Source organism: Xenorhabdus sp. Sc-CR9, from assembly GCF_963897815.1.
Classification (GTDB): Bacteria; Pseudomonadota; Gammaproteobacteria; order Enterobacterales; family Enterobacteriaceae; genus Xenorhabdus.
Genome location: NZ_CAWQTY010000208.1, coordinates 1 through 18,191, shown reverse-complemented (window position 1 = coordinate 18,191; position 18,191 = coordinate 1). Strand labels below are relative to the sequence as shown.

The window sequence follows — 18,191 nt, the reverse complement described above, 5'->3', positions numbered from 1 at the left end:
GGACGTTATCAGTCCGTCACTTATCCCTAACAACAATAATCATCATTAACGTTATCAGCCCATGAGGCTGTTAACGCTTTTCTTAAGCGCCTGACCGGGGAAGCCAAAACACCTTCCCGGTATCGGGTGGGTGTTTTCTTTCATTGACATAAAATCAAGGAACAACACCATGAATCCCATTTTTTTACCGGTACCGGATGAAACCGATACCGCATTACGTGAAGAGCTATTTACCGCTCAGGTCACCGGCCTGAGGCAATACCCGAAAGCACCACAGTCATTGCAGCCGGAAACCCTGATGGTGTGCGAAGCCTCCACCGTCACGGAAGTGGTACAGCGGCTAAAGGTGATCCATCTACTGGGTGACTGGCCGGTGCCGGAGAGGTTATCTGCTCAGGTTTCGGGGACTTTTTTTCCGCTGACCGTCATGATTTTTGATGCACAGGACAGAAAAGTGCTCGGTGGCCGGTTTGGTGAAGAGATTATCTGGGCGCAGCCGGTCACCCTGACGTCAGAACGCCTGTCACTGGAACAGCAACAGCAGCGGTTATGTCAGGCAGCGATGCTTGAGCAGAGCTGGCAGAATACTCCGGCGGCGCGTGCGTTGTGGCGCAAGGTGCATTTATTGTCACTGCATGGGGTGTCCTCCTGTTATCAGCAGTGCCATGAAGTGCGGGATATTCTCCGGTATGGCGTCTCCGTCAGTGTCTTTTCTGAGGGGACGTTATGACCACGTTACGTTTAACCGTCTGGCAGGTGATTGCGTCCGCCTTGCTGAAACGGCATTTTGGCCTGAGCCTGACCGATACGGTTCTGTGTGAAACCGATACGGTGGCAGTACTGATAGCCCGCGGTGTCCGGCCTTCAGAAGCCATTAACGAACTGGTGGATAAATACGACTTAATTCGGCTGAACACGCAGGTTATCCCGCGCAGTACACCTTATGTGGATATCCATGATGAGCTGACGGTTATTTTTGACAGTGGTCTGGCTGACAGTCTGTTCAGGCACGCCAAACCGTAACCCTTTTTACAATCTACCCATCGGGGGAACCGGTCTCCCTGACGGGACGGTTCCTCTTTTTTATCTGAACAGTGTTAAAAATGAGGAAAACCAACATGGCAGAATGGTGTATCAATCAACTGGAAATCACCGGCAAATCCGTTTGTCTCGATGTAATGCAGCAATGGGTCTGTGGTGAAGAGGTTCCCCGTTACCGTCAGGCGGTGCTGCAAAGCCTGCGCCTGTTTCTGGCCGGCTGTGCGGGGATACTGAAACCCACCAAACCGCAGACGTATACGCCGTACCCGGCGTTAGTGCGCGGCACGGCCGTTCCGACGGCGCAGTATCTGGCGTTTGAGCAGTGGCTGCTGCTGTTGCAGAATAATGTGCCGTTGAATACGGACAATATCAAACGCATCGATAACCTGTACCGTCAGTCCGGTCTCAGCCTGATGCACTGGGACAAGGTGCCGGAAGCAGCGCGTGACATTATCGCCCGTCTGCTGACCAGTCAGTATACCGACTGGTTTGGCATGGTGGGCTGGTCTGATACACCCGATATCGGGGCGTGCTGGGATAAGCTGAATGTATATCCGCAGGCGGCCCAGCCCTGCGATATGCTGATGATGATGTCAACGAATCTGGCGACTGAAATCAACGGTAACAGCGCCCTGCTGAAAGGCATTGCCACGACGGCACAGTTTTACGGGGAACAATACGGGATGGAATGGCCGTTTGGTCATCATGTCCGCTGGGAACGCCGGAATGTCAGCAGCTTAACCGTGCGGTTTGATTCGCCCTGGGCATCACCTTCGCCCGAGCTAATGGGCGAGCTGTCCGCGATGTTTGACTGTGAAATCCGCCACTGGTACAGCGAAGCATCAGGAAGCTTCAAAGGTTACGATTGTTATGACCAGGGCGAGCACGTGGACAGCGGTCACGGGCAGTCAGGCCGGGAAAACCGGCCGGCACTGTATCTGGTCACCGGTGAGCAGGCGGAAACGGCACTGGCCCTGCCGGCTATCGCGGTCGGGCAATAGTCCTTCGTTTAACGCAGTATCCATTTATTTTTACATCAACCGAAAGGGGAAACTATCCCCTTTTCGGGGCGTGTTTTCCTCTTTTCGCTTTTTGTTCAGCAAGGAAAACACGCAATGGTATCGCGAACCGATCATCAGAAAGAATTCATTTCGCTGTTTAAGCAAACGGCACGTTATCAGACCCGTTATCAGGTCTTCCGGGATTTTTGCAATTGTGCCATGGCAGCGATCCACAATAAACACTGTTTCAGCGAGGAGCTGGAACAGTATTACCTGAAAACCATCAACAAGTACAAACGGGCAGACGTTGACCGGATTGTTCAGCTGTTCTCCCATGTGGTACTCGGACTGGCACAGGAACCCAATGATTTTCTGGGCAGTGTGTTTATGCGGCTGGAATTGGGTGATAAGGATCTTCAGCAGTTCTTTACCCCCTGGAGTGTGGCCAGAATGATGGCGGAAATGCAGTTGCATGATGCCGCCGGGCTGTTGCAGACGCAACCGTTTGTCACGCTGTGCGAGCCGTGCTGTGGCGCGGGCTGTATAACTTTGGCCGCTGCCGACGTGCTGAGAGAACAGGGGCATGATCCGTTGTGCAGCCTGTGGGTTTACGCGATTGATATTGATCCGCTGGCGGCCGTGATGGCCTATATCCAGTTCTCGCTGACCGGTATTCCGGCTGCTGTCACCATCGGCAATGCCCTGCATGATGGCGGTGACAAGCGAACCCGTTACACGCCCGCGCATTATCTGGGCAACTGGTCTCAGCGTTTGCGGGAGGCGGAGCTTATCGCCGCCTGAACGCATTTTTTCAACGAAAATATTATGACTATTGCGCCTTTCGGGGCGCTTTTTTTTGTTTTTAAGTGACGTTAATACAATGAGTTATGATGGAAATTAAGCGGATTAGGTAAGTCAGTCAGGGGATGAACCGGATCAGTTTAATTTTCATTTCCGCAAAAAGAGTTGTTCCTTGTTTCCGGCCGGGATTCACCGACACTGAGCCAAATCTGAACCAAAAGAGGAAAAACCATGTTTCAGCGTTTTAAATCCCGTTTTACCCGTGACCCTTCCCCGTCACAAAAAGCGCCCGGGCAATCACCTGAAAGTGTACGCGATGCCGGCGGTTATTTCCGTCCACTGTCAGCAGAGGTGCTGCTGGCAACTTCAGAGCGTGGCCAGTATCTCCGGCAACTGTGGGAAAACAGTGCGCTGCCCGCCGGGTTGTATCAGCAATTCTATCTGGATCCGCTCCGGCAATTATGCGCCCGTGTGCAGCGTGTTCCCGCGACACAAGAGGGCATCTGGTCCTATCGCGGCGGATTTATCGATCTGACCCTGCAATTTACTGCCTGTACCGTGCGGCTGGCAAAAGGGCATCTGTTGCCTCCGGGGGTGGCGCCGGAAACCCAGGCCGCACAAAGTCTGCTGTGGCAGGCGGTGGTATTCTGGGCGGCGCTGTTTTACCACCTGCTGCTGTTGCAGCAACTGGAAGGGGAACTGGAAGACGGGCATCACTGGCAGCCGGGGATCTGTGTGCCTGACAAACCCTTTCGTTTCCGTTTTCGTACTCCTGAAAACACGCCTTCGGTGCCCCAGGAAGCGTTGCTGGCGGCCTGTCTGTTACCGGAAAAGGCCATGATGTGGCTGGTTTCGGTACCGGAAGTCTGGCACTGCCTGATGCAGCATCTTAATGGCTGCCCATCCACCGTGCCACTGATTGACGCGTTGCTTCAGGATGCGGCCGGGCAAATGCAGTCTCCGTTGCTGAAATCCACTGAGCCTTCTGAACCAGCCCTCAATCCGGTTTCTCTGCCTGCCACATCGGGAGCCGCTGCTGTTTCCGACACCGCCGAGGATACCCGGACATTACTGTCATTGTTTCAGACACCGGAATGAATCTTTGCTGAGAAATAACGCAAATAATAACGATAATGATTTTAAATTATTCAAACGAACCATATCAGCGCCGGAATGCCTTGTTTCCCTGATGTACAAAAGGTCATTATATGAAAAATAAAATAATTTAACGTGTTAATTACTTTAGGCGCTTATTAATAGATCGTTTCTGCATCGAAACACAATATTACACACTAAGGAAACCATAATATGTTGGATAACGAAGGAACAATGGGCTGGGATGCGTTGTTGGACGAGTATTTTTTCTCACACATGTTGCGACCGGCAAGCGAATGGAGTTATAGCAAGGTGGTACGGGTATTTATCAACTTTATGGGAGAAACCGTGCTGCCGGCACAGGTGAACCACCGGGATATATTGCGCTGGCGGCGTCACTTGCTGAATGAAAAGAAGCAGTCGTGTCATACCTGGAATAACAAGGTCACTCATTTGCGTGCCATCTTTAATTTTGGAATAGAGCAAAAGTTATTACCTCAAACCAAAAATCCTTTTCTTGATGCTGCGGTCAAGAAAGGCAAAAAAACGAAAAAAGTGCTGAGTAAATCCCAGATAATTCGTCTCTATCTGCGGATGGGGCAGCATGAAGACGATGAAAAAACAAAGGTAACCCTACAGGGAAGGCGTTGTGCGCTGTATCCTGCCTGGTATTGGTTAACGGTGCTGGATACATTCCGGTTAACGGGAATGCGCCAGAACCAGCTGCTGCACCTGCGGTTGCGTGATATCAATCTGGACAATAATTCCATTGAATTACGGCTTCAGGGCAGTAAAAACCATTGTGAATGGCGGGTTCCCATCATTCCGCAATTAAAGGGAAGACTTGAGCAATTGGTAGAACGCGCTAAAGCCTGTGGCATCGGTAATGCCGATCCCATTTTTGACTTAACGCGACTGAATTTTCGCTATAACGGCCTGATGACCAGCTACGAATACAACATTAACAGGGAAAAACAATACATACGCTCTTTTTTCCGACGCCTTTCCCGAGAATGCGGTTTCGCGATTTCACCCCATCGTTTTCGTCATACGCTGGCCTCGGAGCTGATGAAAGCACCGGATCGTAATTTACAGATGGTGAAAAACTTGCTGGGGCATCGCAGTGTGGTGACAACGATGGAATACATTGATATCGATATGGAAATAGCCGGTAAAACATTGGCGCAAGAACTGGCTCTCTATCTGGATCTTTCGGTGTAGCCAGGAAAAAGTAACGGAAAAAATCAGGGCGGAGTTCAGTTTGGAAAGGAGGCGGTGTCAACTGCCCTGTATCAATATTGATGAGATGGAAAAAAGTATTAATACCTGATCCTGCATCCAGTAAGTCTTCACCTTACTTGACATTAGAATCAATTACTGAAATCATTATTTTGATCGAGAAAAAGGGTACTTGCTAAAGCGAGTACCCTGATATCTTGAGTTGCTGGCAATTTATCGCCATAATGATGCAAGCTTTTAAAAATAACCGTTGCTTACATTCTCAGTGTTATGGTTTAGCCCCAACTTACTGCTTGTTAAGTAATTTTTCTATCAACAAGCGAGCTTTAAAATTTGGTGCCCGGACTCGGAATCGAACCAAGGACACGGGGATTTTCAATCCCCTGCTCTACCGACTGAGCTATCCGGGCTAACGGGGCGCATTAAACCGTATTCAGCCCGATCCGTCAAACATTTTCTGCATAATTTTATCTGTATGCTTTTAAATTGCCCGATGCGCTATAAATCTAAACAAAATGGAGAGAGGGTTGCTTTGCTACTCTCCATCGGTTCTTTGTTAGCAATGAATTTACTATAAATTATCGACGATAATTTTTCTGTGCTTTGTTCACTTTTATCAGATAACGGCGTGACTCAGCGGAAGGGTGTTTATTTGTCAATGTTTCATAAACATCACCAGGTTCCATTGAATTGATCTTCTGAGCTGCCTTCTTTTTGTCATTCGAGAATACACGCAATACGCTGCCAGCACCGCCATTATAGGCTGTGATGACGGCATACCGACGTGAAGTGATATTCTTGATTTCGCCTAAATAAGTATTTTGTAATATCGAGAGATAGGCCGTGCCAGCATCGATGTTGTTTTCAGGATCGAAAAGGTAACTGCGGCTGGGATGACCTGGTTTTCCTTGCATTCTGAAAACATCTTTTCCGGCAGTGTGTTGCATAACTTGCATAAGACCCAACGCATCAGAGTGGCTGACGGCATAAGGGTTGAAGCTGGATTCAGTCTGCATGATTGCAAGGATCAGCGATTCATCAATTCCGTATTTTATGGATGCTTTTCGAACAATAGGGAGGTATTTATGGGCACGTTTGTCCAAATGGTTGGGAACCAATTGAATGGTGACCGACCAAATGACATGCAATCCTGATTGACGTTTTTGTAATTTATTCTGAATCAGGTAATCAGCAAAATGACGTGCGCGCCACTCCCAGCGAATGGACTCACCACTATTATCCAGGACTTGTCCATAAAGGAATGGTTCTTTGCTAATCTGAATATCGTTGGAATCAGAATAAAGATTGATTGAGCCGGGATCATCTCCCATCAATAAAGTGTCAACAATCGCTTTGTGCAACCGTTCAGTCGGTTCGACTGGTGATATTGTTTCAATCGTAATACTTCCCGCATCAAAATTGATATGGCTGCGGGTTTGATATTGATCTGTGTATTTCACATAATCTTTTGGGCCTGCAATTAATACTTCTCGTAAACCCCAGATATTTTCAATATTGTGGGCGAATTGCCCCACTAAAATATCGAAACCATTCGTATCTTTTACATATTCTTCTTTGTATTCAAAATCTTTTTTGCTAGAACAGGAAATCAGGAGCGGAGTAAGAAGAATCAGAGGCAGCAGTTTTTTCATCTTAAAGAGCCGTTGGATATTGATATGCCATCAGTAGTTAGAGCCATGCAAAATGGCTCTTATTTATGCCAGTTGAGTAGCAAATTATTGTTCTGGTGGTGTATAACCATCAATTTGGATGTCATGCCCTTCAAACAGGAATTTCACCATCTCTTGCTCAAGCAATTTGCGGTCGTCTGGGTTCATAGTATTTAATTTTTTTTCATTAATCAGCATGGTTTGTTTGCTCATCCATTGTTGCCATGCTTCTTTAGAAATTTCATTGAAAATGCGCTTGCCCAGCTCCCCCGGATAGAGCTGAAAATCCTGGCCTTCGGCTTCTTGCTGCAAAAAAGTACAAAAAATAGTTCTGCTCATAATTAATCCTCAAAATAAAATGGGCAAATTAACCCAATTGTTGCAAAAGGTACTCAACGGGAGCTGCCAATCCTACAGTTGCTGGCTGGCGTAAGTTATACCAAAGTCCCTTGTTTTCATCCATGCAGGAATCAAAAGATAATATGTCGATTCTAATGGGAATGATATCTAAATGAAAATGACTGAATGTGTGACGAAATGATGTCAATTGTTCAGGTTTACTGTGAGAAATGCCCGCATCTTGCAGCCATTTTTCCAGGGAAGCCTGATCCGTAAATTGTGGAAAGGCAAACAGGCCTCCCCAAATGCCAGAAAGTGGTCGCTGTTCCAGCCAGACCGTATTACCATGCTGCATTAATAAAAAGTAGGCTGTTCTTTCAGGAATGCTTTGTTTCGGTTTTTTGCCCGGATAATCTGCCCAGTTGTGATTGGCGTAAGCAATACAGCCTATATTGAGCGGGCAAATTTCGCACTTTGGTTTACTGCGGGTACAGACCATTGCGCCCAAATCCATCATTGCCTGATTAAAGTATTCGACGTTTTGTGCGGGAGTTACGCGAGTACTGATATCCCACAGTTGGTTCTCAACTTCTTTTTTTCCCGGCCAGCCACCAACGGCACAGCAGCGGGCCAGAACCCGCTTCACGTTACCATCAAGAATCGGAAAAGGTTTGCCTTGAGATAGAGAGAGAATAGCACCAGCGGTTGAACGTCCGACTCCCGGCAGGGCAACAACATCATCGAATGTCGTCGGGAATTTGCCATTGTGTAACGTCACTATCCGTTGCGCTGCTTTATGTAAATTACGGGCGCGCGCGTAATATCCCAAGCCTGTCCACAAATGGAGAATTTCATCCAGTGGTGCAGCAGACAAAGACGCAACATCAGGAAAACGTGAAATAAATTTCTGGAAATAGGGAATAACGGTCGCGACTTGTGTTTGTTGCAACATCACTTCTGAAAGCCAGACGTGATAGGAAGTTTTTTCCAGTTGCCACGGCAGAGTTTTACGACCATAACGGTGATACCATTCAAGTACCATCTGTGAAAATTGCTCAGCTTCCATCATTAGAATAATTGTCTTTATATCAGATATTGTTTTGTGAACAGGATTGCAACATAGTGTAACCTCAGTGTAAACCCGAACTTTATTTCGAAACGCTACGCAATTTAGTATTAAAGTTGTGCTTATGGGCATTGAACTTGATAAACTCAGCCATCTTTGCATAATTGCGCTCTCTTTGAGCAACCCTGCGGTACATTAAGCCCCAGACGCCTGAGCAAATGTCTTTAAAACTGATAGAAAGCACCATGATAAATAACGTAATTTCACCGGAATATGATGAAGATGGCAGGGCTTTGCGCCGTGTCCGCAGTTTTGTTCGTCGGCAGGGACGGTTAACGAGTCGTCAGCAGCAAGCACTTGATAATATGTGGCCGAAAATGGGTTTGAATTATCAGCCAGAACTGTCCGATATGGGAGCTCTTTTTGGTCGTGAGGCCCCTGTGGTATTGGAGATTGGCTTCGGCATGGGGGCATCATTGGTTACGATGGCGAGCCAGAACCTAGAAAAAAACTTTTTTGGGATTGAGGTTCATGTGCCGGGAGTAGGCGCTTGTCTGGCTTCCGCAGAAGAGGAAAACCTGAGTAATCTACGTGTTATGTGCCATGATGCTATTGAAGTGCTGAATAATATGATCCCAAATCAGAGTTTGGATATGGTTCAGCTTTTCTTCCCTGATCCGTGGCATAAAGTCCGCCATAATAAGCGTCGGATTGTACAGCCTGAATTTGCTCAACTAATCAGAAATAAGCTGAAAATCGGTGGCGTCTTCCATATGGCGACTGACTGGCAGCCATATGCTGAACATATGCTGGAAGTGATGAGCGAAGCCAAAGGATATAGCAATTTATCAGAAAACGATGATTATGTACCACGTCCTGATTCACGTCCGGTCACGAAATTCGAAATGCGCGGTCAGCGGTTAGGGCATGGCGTATGGGATCTAATGTTTGAGAGGGTAGAATAATGGCTAAAAATCGTAGTCGCCGTCTGCGTAAAAAAATGCGTATTGATGAATTTCAAGAGTTAGGATTTTCCATAAGGTGGGGTTTTCCGGCCAATACATCTGTTGATGTTGTTGACAGCACGGTTGATGCCTTAATTGAAGAGTTGATAGAGCCAAATGGCTTGGCTTTGGATGCCAGTGGTTACTTACAGTGGGAAGGTCTGATCTGCCTGCAAAAAATTGGTAAATGTACCGAAGAGCACCGCCAGTTAGTTGAAAAATGGCTGAAAGATCGCAACATGGAAGATGTTGTTATATCAGAACTATTTGATGTGTGGTGGGATTGATTTGCTGTTATATAAACATGTAGCGTTTTGATATCTAATGGATTTAAGTTGTTGCTAACAAGCGTTAACTTGAAAACATGAAGGGTAAATATACAGAAATAACGCTGTATGCAGGGACTCCTTTGGAGTCCTTGTCTATCTGGAGAAGAAGTGGTGAAGGTAAGGTTCTCTAATTCGTTATTGGCAGATATCCTAGATGAAGTACGCCCTTTGATTGGCCAAGGGAAAGTGGCAGATTATATTCCCGCTTTGGCGGAAGTTCAGGTAAATAATCTGGCAATAGCCATTTGTACAGTTGATGGACAGATTTTCCAAGCCGGAGATGCTGAAAAGCGCTTTTCTATACAGTCCATTTCTAAGGTGTTAAGCCTGACATTGGCGATGACACGCTATAAAGAGCATGACATTTGGCAGAGAGTTGGTACGGAGCCTTCCGGGCAGCCTTTTAATTCATTGGTTCAATTAGAACTGGAAAAGGGAATACCCCGGAATCCTTTTATCAATGCGGGAGCACTGATAATCTGTGACATGCTGCAATCACGCTTGAGCGCGCCTAAGCATAGAATGCTGGAATTTGTCCGCAGCCTCACAGGGCAAAAAGATATTTGTTATGATGATATCGTTGCCCGTTCAGAGATGGATCATTCAAGCCGTAACGCGGCGATTGCCTATCTGATGAAATCATTCGGCAATTTTGAAAATGATGTCTTGACGGTTCTGCAAACCTATTTTCATTACTGCGCCCTGAAAATGAATTGTGTCGAACTGGCTCAGTGTTTTATTTATTTAGCCAACCAAGGGCGTATGATTGGTTCCGGTCAGCAAATTCTGAGCCTTCGACAAACAAGGCAGATTAATGCGTTGATGTTGACTTGTGGTATGTATGATGGTTCTGGAGAATTTGCTTTCAGAATAGGTATGCCGGGGAAATCAGGTGTTGGCGGGGGAATTGTCTGTGTTGTTCCGGGTGAATTCACCGTTGCGGTGTGGTCTCCTGAACTGGATAAATCCGGTAACTCATTGGCGGGTTGTGCAGTACTGGAAAAACTGGCTGGGCGTATTGGCCGCTCTATTTTTTAATCTCGTCCGTGCTGATGGCATCCGTGCAGATAGAAAGTCATCAAGCAAAGGAAATTCAGGAGAACGTATGTTACGCAGAATCACGATTGCTACATTATTATTTGCAACTCAGATGATCGTAGCTCAAGCACAGGCGGGTTCTGGCTGTCAGGTGACACTTAATGATGACATTATTGTTACGCCGAAATCTGTCCAAGTTGTTGGAGCCGATGGAAACCTGAAAATCTTGCCTGATGGCTCCATAACTCGTGATGGAAAGGCGTTGTCATTAAATGCAGAACAACGCAGCAAAGCTGTTCAGTATCAACAGACGATCCGTCAAGATTTACCGTGGGTTAAGCAAGAAGCCTTGAGCCATTTGGCAAGTGCACGTCAATCACTGGATAAAGTGATTGTTGATACGATGGGGAAAGAAAGTAATGTTCGTAACCGTCTGTCTCAATTGGAATCTGGTCTCAATAAACAAATAGATAGAGTGATTGAAACTCGCGCTAATGGTTTTGCATTCAACTCTCAGGCAGTCAAGCAGGTAGAATCTGAAGGCAAGAAACTCGTCGAACAGAGTCTCGGTGGTATCTTGCAGGATAGCATTAACGAAATGAGCAGTAAAAAGAGCGATCAAAATGGTGGCGGTAAACAGATGTTAATGTCTCTTCTCGGAGGATTGGGGGGAGTGCAAAATGGTTTTGATGCTGAATGGGAAAAGCAGAAAAAAGAGTTGAAGCGCTTGAAAGAAGACGTTTGTAGTAAAGCCAACGGCTTAGAACAACAGCATATTGCTCTTATGAATTTGATTAAGTAAATCACAATGCATATCTTCTAAATAAGAATCAATATGAAATTGATTCTTATTTAGTTGACATATTAATGTTGCCACCTAGAATGCGGGTTACTTCTTACCAATATGCTTAATTCAGGTGTAACAATGAAAAAAATCCTACCAATTGTTATTGCATCACTATTTTCTGTCACCAGCTACTCTGCATTTAGTCAATCATCCACATTATTTACACCAAATACAGTAACGGCGGAGTCTGGTGATTATGTCACAGTAAAACATCTTTCTGGTGAAACTAAGGTTAAAAAAAATCCACAGCGGGTTGTTCTGTTTGATTTCGGTACTTATGATTCGATGGCAAAACTAGGTTTATCCGAGCGAGTTATTGCATTACCTATTGGTAGTTTGCCTGAATATGTACGTAGTAATCTGTCTGAGAGTATGAATAATGCAGGTGGAATGAAAGAACCGGATTTGGAAAAGTTAGCAGAAATAAAACCGGATCTGATTGTGATAACAGGGCGTCAGGGTTCTTTCTATGATCGTTTATCACAAATAGCACCAACGGTTGATTTAGGCACTGACAATAAAAATTACCTACCATCTGTTGATAGTAATCTTAAGTTATTAGGTGAGTTATTTAATAAGCAGGATATTGTTAAAACACAGATTGCTGATTTAGAGAAAACCATCGCATCTGCGCAGGAAAAAGCACAGGCAGCAAACAGCAAGGTACTGGTATTGTTGCACAATGCTGGTGAGTTATATCCCAATAATCAAGCCATTGTTTATAATGTGGTTCAGGCTTCACGTGCAGAATTACCCACCAAATCAGATAAAAGTAAAAGTCGAGCTGTAACTGCGGATATGATTGCACAGGCAAATCCTGATGTAATTTTTATTATTGATCGTAGTGAAGCGATTGGTGCCGGAAAACTGACAAAAGCTCAGTTCGAAAACGATCAAGTCAAATCAACCAATGCGTATAAAAATGGCAAAATAGTTTATCTGCAATCTGATCTTTGGTATTTGTCTGGTGGTGGTTTGGACAGTATGACACGACAAGTTAATGCAATTGCTGATGCGTTATAGCCTCTGTTTATGGCTTTGATAAATAGCCATTGTACTTAAAGGTGGCCGTCAAGCGGTCACCTTAATTTTTTAACGCTTTCATGTCGATTACAGTAATCACTTATCTGTCAAACTACATCGTAATATACTGTTAGATTACCTTTCTTCATTTTTACTTTTTGGATTCACATATTAAGCGCAACACCGTAATGAACGAAGTAAATGAGTGGGGATCCGTCCCGCCATGTGCCTTGGATTTGATATGGTCTACTGTGGTGCCTGTCACTCCCGGCCATTGCGTAGACACTGCTGGCATAAATGCTTATCCCGTTGCTTCACTGTGGTTCGTAGTTTGTCCCACGGTCTGCCATAGCCGCGCTCGTGCCGACTCTTGCCCTGCTGATGGTTCTGCCAGCCCGTGTGAAGGTGATCAGTGCAGTAGCCTGAGCGATCAGTCGTGGTCTTGGGGCAGCCTTGCTTACGGCAGGCTCTGGGTATACGCGGTGGCATGTTCTGGCCTCCATTCAGCATATTCAACTGATGTGTTTGATATAACCCCCGTCATTTTTTAGTCGGGACTGTATAAAGTTCTGCGTAAGTCGTCTGTTACCGCCTTAAATAGGGGTAATGTCCGATAGACTTTAGGTCTACTGCATGGCGATCACGACTCCATGAACCATGATGGCAATGCAGGCCGTATCTCCGGCTGTCACACCGCTTCTTCTGCCTACAGCGGATGTTGCTGATGATGCCCGCCGTCAACGGTGGCATGGGTTATTGCTTTAACCACTCAAGGGAATGGGTAAAGGAATATTGTGTTTAGTTTCAAAGGTTAACTGATTGTTAAACATTATTCGTTTGTTTTATGGTGGAGATGGAGATAGAGGTTGTTATAAATAAGCTTTTATTCTCTGTATAAACATAAAGGTGAATGTTATGGTTAAAAATATATACCCATGCAAGTGTTGTTCACAAATATTGCGTTCTCTGGAAAACTTGTACAATCATTATAACAGAGTGCATTCTGGAAATGCCCAAGCCCAAGCTCACGCCCAAGAGATAGGACCACAAATACAACAACAACGACGACTACTAGCAGAACAACAACTACTAGCAGACCAACAACAACAACAACGACGACTAGTAGAACAACGAGTACAACAAATAATAGCAGACCAACAACAACTACTACTAGCAGAACAACTACTAGCAGAACAACAACGACAACAACAACTACTAGCAGACCAACAACAACGACAGCAGCAACTACTACCGGTTAAATGCGACTATTGTGATTTCGTTGCTAAGAACCAGCGAGGTTTGAAGGCGCATATACGTACGATGCATAGTGATCAAATACAACAACAAGCGCAACGAGAAGCGGGACGGCAAAGTCACGCAGGAATTCCGTCTCAGTTTAGCCCACCTAACTTGCCACCCCCTCAACCCGACCCATCTGGCATATCGCAAGCTCCGGGTGGTGGGCCAATGAGGTCTCGCCCTCAGCAATATAGCCAGCAGAATCGCTTTAACCCTATAGCGCAGACACTAAACGCTGTTCAACTCCCACAACCATCTCAATCTAGCGGTACAATGGGGCATCTAGCGCAATCTTTACAGTATGAACAAGATATGCAGGAAGCAATACAACAAAGTCGCATTACGGCTTATCTACAAGGAGATATGCCGGGGCCTTCTCATTTATTTCCAACTGATCAGTCTGGTGGCGCTATCAGAAGGCAACCTGTTTCAACATCACAACGCTCCGCTCCACATCAACAACCACAAAGAAGTCCATCTCCTTATTATTCACCAGTGCCATTAAATATACAGCCTCCGGGCGCCCCACGACCACCATCTCCGCCTCGAACGCCAATGCCGCCAGTACGCGCAACTTCGCCAGTACGACCTATATACGATAATCCCACAGATGAAGATTTCGATGACATGCTTGCTATATTGCGTTCTCATGCCCGATCACCTAGTCCTCGACGTTAATAAAACCATAACCCTCCCCACAAAATATCCGCAGCCCCTGAATTTAGGGGCTACTGACATTGTGTTTTAACGTAATCCTGCAAATAGCTTAATTTTGCGAGGTCGTTGATGATGCCTTCTCGGATATCAAGAACAGTTGATCCAGTTTCTCCAGTGAGTTCGACGGTGGTTGCATCGCCCACGCCGCCGGAGGAAGTGTTTTCACGCACGGGGCAATTGGCTTTGATGCGCAGCTTGCGACGACCAGCGGCAACATCAGCCCGAAGAGTCGCCTCAGAATAAGGTTGCTTGCCGTTCTCGTGGTAGATAATAGATTTAGCCAGCGCAATCAGCGTGGGTTTGTTGAGGTTGATTTTCTCGAACTGGTCAACATTGAGCGCCTTGGCAACACCGTTACTGTCCTTAATGTCCGACGCCATTATCATACCCAAGGTATTAAATGCAGCTTCAATACCTCCCGTCTCTTGCAATCGCCCGCGAATCTGAGCGCCGATGAGCTGACCCCATTCACCCGATTTATTAGCGATGGTGCTGCGCATAAAAGGGCGAGGTGGGATATTGCGAGTGCCGAATTCATTCGCAGCAGCATAGGGAGCGATAGGCTCTCGGATTAGATGTGCGCGTACGAATGCGCGGAACTCAGATATAAAAAAACCACCACGTCCGAAGAGGTGATGGTCGGGGTTATTGCTTTAACCACTCAAGGGAATGGGTAAAGAAATATTGTTTTTAGTTTCAGTGAGTAACTAATTGTTAAGCATTATTCGCTTGTTATTGGGGAAAGATGGGTTTATTAGATTTACTAGTTTTTGTGATAATAACGTTGTAAAAGATGTGGAGAATGATTATGAAAAAATGTCTTCTTCTTTGCCTGCTGGCTGGTTCTACCCTTTTAGCTTCAATGCAGACTTATGCTGTGGCTTGCTCGATAAAATATCCTCCTGATAGCCCAGAGTGGAGGCATTGTACGATCGATTGCGCACTAACTTTTGGTCCAATTGGTATTCCATCTTGTTTATAGGCACGACTGTCCCATTAACCCCAATACAAACTTAATCATAACTCTATCTGGCTCTCAAACTTTCATCTTTTCAGATTGATTGTCAGATAGAGTTCATAGCTCACTGACACTGCCCCTAACATACTCCTGCAACCCCAGAATCATTTGCTCTGCGGTGGCAATGCGTTCTCTGAGTAGCCAATAATTTCGGATACCACCGGAACAATAGTCACCGTGTCGCCATCATTCAGGGGGTGGTTCATGCCAGCGGGAATGCTCGTTTCTGTCATATCGCGCCCGGCAATGCGAACACGGATCAGGCCATCAGAAATCGCTTGCTGGAAGCCTTTTAGTTGATAACATAAGCACCGGACGGCCTCCGCTGCATCACGAACTTCTAATTCGTAACGACGGCCAAATCTTCTAAGATGGCCTCCAAGCTGTAACTTGACCATTGTTTATGCCTCCAGACTGAATGTGTGTATTTGAGCCAGTAGCCGTCGTAGATGTCGCGTTTACTGATACGGTCTGGTCTGTGGTGTAGAATTTGTTGATTGCCGATATAGATAGCTCCGTGACAGGGTGTCTGACTGCCCAGACAAATGAGGATGACATCGCCTTCCTGTATCTCGTCAACCTGCTCCAGTCCCTGACTGGCTATATTATCGAGATAAAGATTTTGCCCAGTATTCCACCATTCATCGTCACGGCTGAAATCATCTAACTCAATGCCAGCAAGGTGATAGGCATCTTGAATGAGGGAGTAACAATCTTGTTTACCGTGAATAAATTCTCGTCCCAACAACCGAGGAACAGGATTAAATTTATGCACCCGATCCCCTCACCCCTTCCGCTTTTGCGTGGGCGATGATGTCTGTTTCAATCATGGATTAACCTAGCTTGTTAGCACCCAAAAAGCCGCCAAAGGGCATGGGTTGAGGACGGGGATATCTTTTTATGCAGCCGGTAGGTTTTTTGGAGCATCGATCTTTCAGTGGGTCAGTGGTTGGCTGGTCTTTCTCGTCTGCCACGGGAGGGCCATCAACCGGATAAGGTTCATAGCGCATTCCTTGCCATGTAAACGATTCCACCGCCCCCCGTGCCCGTAGAAACTCGTCAATGGCTTTTCCTGTTTCCATTTTCTCTACAAAGTTAAGCTGATAGCGTTTTAGCTGGTTATTGATACCGTCCTTGAAGCGCTGTTCGTAGCCGTCACCGAACTTGATAACCTTTACGCGCGGCTCGTGAGTCACTTCGTAGTTATCCTGTGGTCGCCATTTGAATTCTGGTTTTGTCATATTTCACCCATAAAAAAGAAAACCCCACCGGAGTGAGGTTATTAGATGTAAAAAGCCGCACTAGGCGGCAGATGTGAAAAACCCGCCCGCGCGGGTTTAGGGGAATTATTGATATTCAATCAAGCTGCTTTATGGCGCTTATTAGGTGATTTCCTTTTTTCGCTTTTCATCGCTTTACTGTGAGCTTCGGTAAGTATCCGTTTTTTCTCACTATTAGCAAAGCGATTTAAGACCTGCCTGATTAATGGTTGATAACCTAACCCATTAAGATCGGATATCATCTTTAAATCCTCTATCAGAGATTTATTTAATCTGATTGAAATTGGCTGCAAGTCCAGTGCCTCATTAATCAGATCTTCCGTAATATCATCAGATACTTTAACGTGAGCCTCACTGCGACCAAGCTCACCGTTTTCCCATGCTTCATCTGTAGAAGCAATCAGGTTTGTTCGCTTATCAGTTTGTTTGCTCATTTCTCTGTTCCTAGGCCGTATTTTGTATAAATTCTCAGTTCATCTTCATTAGGTGCATAAGCCGTCCTTATAGCTACCCCTTTTTCAGGGTAATAAATAAAGACTATCTTCAACTTAACACCATAATCAGTTTCAGATATAAACCATTTAGTAGGCGGATCAGTTTTATTATCTTCTCTCGTATCTTCAAGAAAACCACCCACTCGATTAGAAAAACACTGGAGTATATCCTCTTCATTAACAGGCGGATTTTTGCCTGCTAACTTCAATCTGATGTTTGATGAAATCAAGAGCTTCATGTGCCGGTGTCTTTAACCTATGGTTAATCTGTATATACAGAATACACCACGAAACAAATCGAAACAACTCAAAATGAATCACAAAGTATCAATGTATATTGTATAGTTGATTAATAAAATGAATTACCAGACTGTCATATTGTATATACAAAAAAACATCAAAGCCGTCCGTGGCTTGGAGTGACTATTGATTAAGCAATCCCCCATCACGCTGGGTTTCATTAACCAAAACATCATAAACTTCGCTTCTGATGTAACCAGACATCATTCTAGCATTTTCGGGTGTAAATTGACCGCCATTAGTGACATTAAAAACATTAGTCTGATTGATAACTACACCACCATTCCCCCCTTTCCCCATATCCCTATTGCTAATCACCTTACCCCTGTCACCCGGTAACAAATATTGATGACCGTTGTTGGCCTTAAGGATTTCCGGCTTATTGTTCTCACCGATAGTCCAGCTATCTGCATATTTGGCAATTTGCTGGACATAGAGAGCCGAAATAAGACTGGATGCTATTCAGGGCAATCGCATCTAAATTTTTTGGGCTTTACCCAAAACCGTCAGCAGATATTTGTCATCCCAACCTGCCCGTTTACGGCGGGCTTTAATTCCCGCTTTGGTGGGAGCTAAACGAAGTAAATTCA

General features: G+C 45.5%; 20 protein-coding genes, 1 tRNA gene and 5 pseudogenes. 12 read left to right on the top strand and 14 right to left on the bottom strand.

Translation table 11 applies throughout. The features are described from left to right. The first annotated feature begins 169 nt into the window (after positions 1–169). The 6 genes from AACQ81_RS16200 (at position 170) to AACQ81_RS16175 (ending at position 5,159) form a co-directional block, all read left to right on the top strand. On the top strand, positions 170–730 hold the full coding sequence (locus tag AACQ81_RS16200) for a hypothetical protein (protein WP_237387956.1): 561 nt from the start codon (positions 170–172) through the stop codon (positions 728–730). Further along, positions 727–1,023, top strand: a complete 297-nt coding sequence (locus AACQ81_RS16195; protein ID WP_237387955.1) for a TA system toxin CbtA family protein — start codon at positions 727–729, stop codon at positions 1,021–1,023. Before AACQ81_RS16200 ends, AACQ81_RS16195 begins: the two co-directional genes overlap by 4 nt. A 95-nt stretch (positions 1,024–1,118) precedes the next feature. After that, the gene (locus AACQ81_RS16190) at positions 1,119–2,042 is read left to right on the top strand and encodes a DUF1281 domain-containing protein (protein ID WP_237387954.1); all 924 of its coding nucleotides are present in this window, start codon (positions 1,119–1,121) and stop codon (positions 2,040–2,042) included. A 114-nt stretch (positions 2,043–2,156) separates the two neighbouring features. Continuing rightward, a complete protein-coding gene (locus tag AACQ81_RS16185; RefSeq protein WP_237387953.1) occupies positions 2,157–2,843 on the top strand; it encodes an N-6 DNA methylase in 687 nt (228 codons plus the stop codon). A 231-nt stretch (positions 2,844–3,074) separates the two neighbouring features. Beyond that, positions 3,075–3,941: a TraI domain-containing protein gene (locus AACQ81_RS16180; protein WP_237387952.1), complete on the top strand. Its 867-nt coding sequence runs from the start codon at positions 3,075–3,077 to the stop codon at positions 3,939–3,941. A 210-nt stretch (positions 3,942–4,151) separates the two neighbouring features. Then, positions 4,152–5,159 (top strand): tyrosine-type recombinase/integrase, encoded by a 1,008-nt coding sequence (locus AACQ81_RS16175; RefSeq protein ID WP_237387951.1) that lies wholly within the window; start codon positions 4,152–4,154, stop codon positions 5,157–5,159. Between the two features lie 352 nt (positions 5,160–5,511). Here AACQ81_RS16175 and AACQ81_RS16170 read toward each other — a convergent pair. The 4 genes from AACQ81_RS16170 to mutY form a co-directional block, all read right to left on the bottom strand. Next, positions 5,512–5,587, bottom strand: a tRNA-Phe gene (locus AACQ81_RS16170). Positions 5,588–5,755: 168 nt separating this feature from the next. Beyond that, a complete protein-coding gene (gene mltC, locus AACQ81_RS16165; protein ID WP_237387950.1) occupies positions 5,756–6,829 on the bottom strand; it encodes a membrane-bound lytic murein transglycosylase MltC in 1,074 nt (357 codons plus the stop codon). Positions 6,830–6,913: 84 nt separating this feature from the next. Beyond that, positions 6,914–7,186, bottom strand: a complete 273-nt coding sequence (locus AACQ81_RS16160; protein WP_237387949.1) for an oxidative damage protection protein — start codon at positions 7,184–7,186, stop codon at positions 6,914–6,916. 28 nt (positions 7,187–7,214) lie between these two features. Continuing rightward, on the bottom strand, positions 7,215–8,255 hold the full coding sequence (mutY, locus tag AACQ81_RS16155) for an A/G-specific adenine glycosylase (RefSeq protein WP_237387948.1): 1,041 nt from the start codon (positions 8,253–8,255) through the stop codon (positions 7,215–7,217). A gap of 242 nt (positions 8,256–8,497) precedes the next feature. Between mutY and trmB the strand changes: the two genes are divergently transcribed. The 5 genes from trmB to AACQ81_RS16130 all read left to right on the top strand — a co-directional run bounded on the left by trmB (position 8,498) and on the right by AACQ81_RS16130 (position 12,493). Further along, positions 8,498–9,217 carry a tRNA (guanosine(46)-N7)-methyltransferase TrmB gene (gene trmB / locus AACQ81_RS16150; protein ID WP_237387947.1) on the top strand — a complete coding sequence of 240 codons (720 nt, stop codon included), beginning with the start codon at positions 8,498–8,500 and terminating at the stop codon, positions 9,215–9,217. Next, the gene (locus AACQ81_RS16145; protein ID WP_237387946.1) at positions 9,217–9,543 is read left to right on the top strand and encodes a YggL family protein; all 327 of its coding nucleotides are present in this window, start codon (positions 9,217–9,219) and stop codon (positions 9,541–9,543) included. Before trmB ends, AACQ81_RS16145 begins: the two co-directional genes overlap by 1 nt. Before the next feature lie 153 nt (positions 9,544–9,696). After that, entirely contained in the window at positions 9,697–10,623 is a 927-nt protein-coding gene (gene glsB / locus AACQ81_RS16140) for a glutaminase B (protein WP_443089565.1), read from the top strand. Further along, positions 10,574–11,425: a DUF2884 family protein gene (locus AACQ81_RS16135; protein ID WP_237387944.1), complete on the top strand. Its 852-nt coding sequence runs from the start codon at positions 10,574–10,576 to the stop codon at positions 11,423–11,425. Before glsB ends, AACQ81_RS16135 begins: the two co-directional genes overlap by 50 nt. 123 nt (positions 11,426–11,548) lie before the next feature. Next, positions 11,549–12,493, top strand: coding sequence for a siderophore ABC transporter substrate-binding protein (locus AACQ81_RS16130; RefSeq protein ID WP_237387943.1), 945 nt, complete (start codon positions 11,549–11,551; stop codon positions 12,491–12,493). 151 nt (positions 12,494–12,644) lie between these two features. On the opposite strand, the pseudogene AACQ81_RS16125 reads toward AACQ81_RS16130, so the two are convergent. Next, positions 12,645–12,982, bottom strand: a pseudogene (locus AACQ81_RS16125) (HNH endonuclease). A gap of 426 nt (positions 12,983–13,408) precedes the next feature. On the opposite strand from AACQ81_RS16125, the gene AACQ81_RS16120 reads away from it, so the two are divergent. Further along, complete coding sequence (locus tag AACQ81_RS16120) at positions 13,409–14,470, top strand: hypothetical protein (RefSeq protein ID WP_237387942.1); 1,062 nt, start codon at positions 13,409–13,411, stop codon at positions 14,468–14,470. A 50-nt stretch (positions 14,471–14,520) separates the two neighbouring features. On the opposite strand, the gene AACQ81_RS19780 is transcribed toward AACQ81_RS16120, so the two are convergent. From AACQ81_RS19780 to AACQ81_RS16070, 9 genes and pseudogenes are all read right to left on the bottom strand, one after another. Continuing rightward, a complete protein-coding gene (locus tag AACQ81_RS19780) occupies positions 14,521–15,009 on the bottom strand; it encodes a lysis system i-spanin subunit Rz (protein ID WP_443089564.1) in 489 nt (162 codons plus the stop codon). A 575-nt stretch (positions 15,010–15,584) separates the two neighbouring features. Then, a pseudogene (locus tag AACQ81_RS16105) lies at positions 15,585–15,683 on the bottom strand (lysis protein); the annotation flags it as partial. 59 nt (positions 15,684–15,742) lie between these two features. Further along, positions 15,743–15,925: pseudogene (locus tag AACQ81_RS16100) on the bottom strand (tail assembly protein); the annotation flags it as partial. Next, positions 15,868–16,302 carry an NlpC/P60 family protein gene (locus AACQ81_RS16095; RefSeq protein ID WP_237387941.1) on the bottom strand — a complete coding sequence of 145 codons (435 nt, stop codon included), beginning with the start codon at positions 16,300–16,302 and terminating at the stop codon, positions 15,868–15,870. The gene AACQ81_RS16095 and the pseudogene AACQ81_RS16100, both read right to left, overlap by 58 nt. 58 nt (positions 16,303–16,360) lie before the next feature. Beyond that, positions 16,361–16,513 (bottom strand): annotated as a pseudogene (locus AACQ81_RS16090) (phage minor tail protein L); the annotation flags it as partial. 84 nt (positions 16,514–16,597) lie between these two features. Then, positions 16,598–16,768 (bottom strand): annotated as a pseudogene (locus AACQ81_RS16085) (phage tail protein); the annotation flags it as partial. Positions 16,769–16,887: 119 nt separating this feature from the next. Further along, positions 16,888–17,241 (bottom strand): hypothetical protein, encoded by a 354-nt coding sequence (locus AACQ81_RS16080; RefSeq protein ID WP_237387940.1) that lies wholly within the window; start codon positions 17,239–17,241, stop codon positions 16,888–16,890. Next, positions 17,238–17,540: a hypothetical protein gene (locus AACQ81_RS16075; protein ID WP_237387939.1), complete on the bottom strand. Its 303-nt coding sequence runs from the start codon at positions 17,538–17,540 to the stop codon at positions 17,238–17,240. The genes AACQ81_RS16080 and AACQ81_RS16075 overlap by 4 nt, the downstream gene beginning before the upstream one ends. A gap of 184 nt (positions 17,541–17,724) precedes the next feature. Further along, positions 17,725–17,919 (bottom strand): hypothetical protein, encoded by a 195-nt coding sequence (locus tag AACQ81_RS16070; protein WP_237387938.1) that lies wholly within the window; start codon positions 17,917–17,919, stop codon positions 17,725–17,727. Between the last annotated feature and the right edge of the window lie 272 nt (positions 17,920–18,191).

Bases quoted from the DNA above. Each gene is read 5' to 3' on its own strand.
- AACQ81_RS16080 (WP_237387940.1), bottom strand. From the start codon at position 17,241: ATGAGCAAACAAACTGATAAGCGAACAAACCTGATTGCTTCTACAGAT.
- AACQ81_RS16195 (WP_237387955.1), top strand. From the start codon at position 727: ATGACCACGTTACGTTTAACCGTCTGGCAGGTGATTGCGTCCGCCTTG.
- AACQ81_RS16180 (WP_237387952.1), top strand. From the start codon at position 3,075: ATGTTTCAGCGTTTTAAATCCCGTTTTACCCGTGACCCTTCCCCGTCA.
- AACQ81_RS16175 (WP_237387951.1), top strand. From the start codon at position 4,152: ATGTTGGATAACGAAGGAACAATGGGCTGGGATGCGTTGTTGGACGAG.
- AACQ81_RS16185 (WP_237387953.1), top strand. From the start codon at position 2,157: ATGGTATCGCGAACCGATCATCAGAAAGAATTCATTTCGCTGTTTAAG.
- trmB (WP_237387947.1), top strand. From the start codon at position 8,498: ATGATAAATAACGTAATTTCACCGGAATATGATGAAGATGGCAGGGCT.
- AACQ81_RS16075 (WP_237387939.1), bottom strand. From the start codon at position 17,540: ATGAAGCTCTTGATTTCATCAAACATCAGATTGAAGTTAGCAGGCAAA.
- AACQ81_RS16190 (WP_237387954.1), top strand. From the start codon at position 1,119: ATGGCAGAATGGTGTATCAATCAACTGGAAATCACCGGCAAATCCGTT.
- AACQ81_RS19780 (WP_443089564.1), bottom strand. From the start codon at position 15,009: ATGCGCAGCACCATCGCTAATAAATCGGGTGAATGGGGTCAGCTCATC.
- mutY (WP_237387948.1), bottom strand. From the start codon at position 8,255: ATGATGGAAGCTGAGCAATTTTCACAGATGGTACTTGAATGGTATCAC.
- AACQ81_RS16160 (WP_237387949.1), bottom strand. From the start codon at position 7,186: ATGAGCAGAACTATTTTTTGTACTTTTTTGCAGCAAGAAGCCGAAGGC.
- mltC (WP_237387950.1), bottom strand. From the start codon at position 6,829: ATGAAAAAACTGCTGCCTCTGATTCTTCTTACTCCGCTCCTGATTTCC.
- AACQ81_RS16130 (WP_237387943.1), top strand. From the start codon at position 11,549: ATGAAAAAAATCCTACCAATTGTTATTGCATCACTATTTTCTGTCACC.
- AACQ81_RS16200 (WP_237387956.1), top strand. From the start codon at position 170: ATGAATCCCATTTTTTTACCGGTACCGGATGAAACCGATACCGCATTA.
- AACQ81_RS16120 (WP_237387942.1), top strand. From the start codon at position 13,409: ATGGTTAAAAATATATACCCATGCAAGTGTTGTTCACAAATATTGCGT.
- AACQ81_RS16145 (WP_237387946.1), top strand. From the start codon at position 9,217: ATGGCTAAAAATCGTAGTCGCCGTCTGCGTAAAAAAATGCGTATTGAT.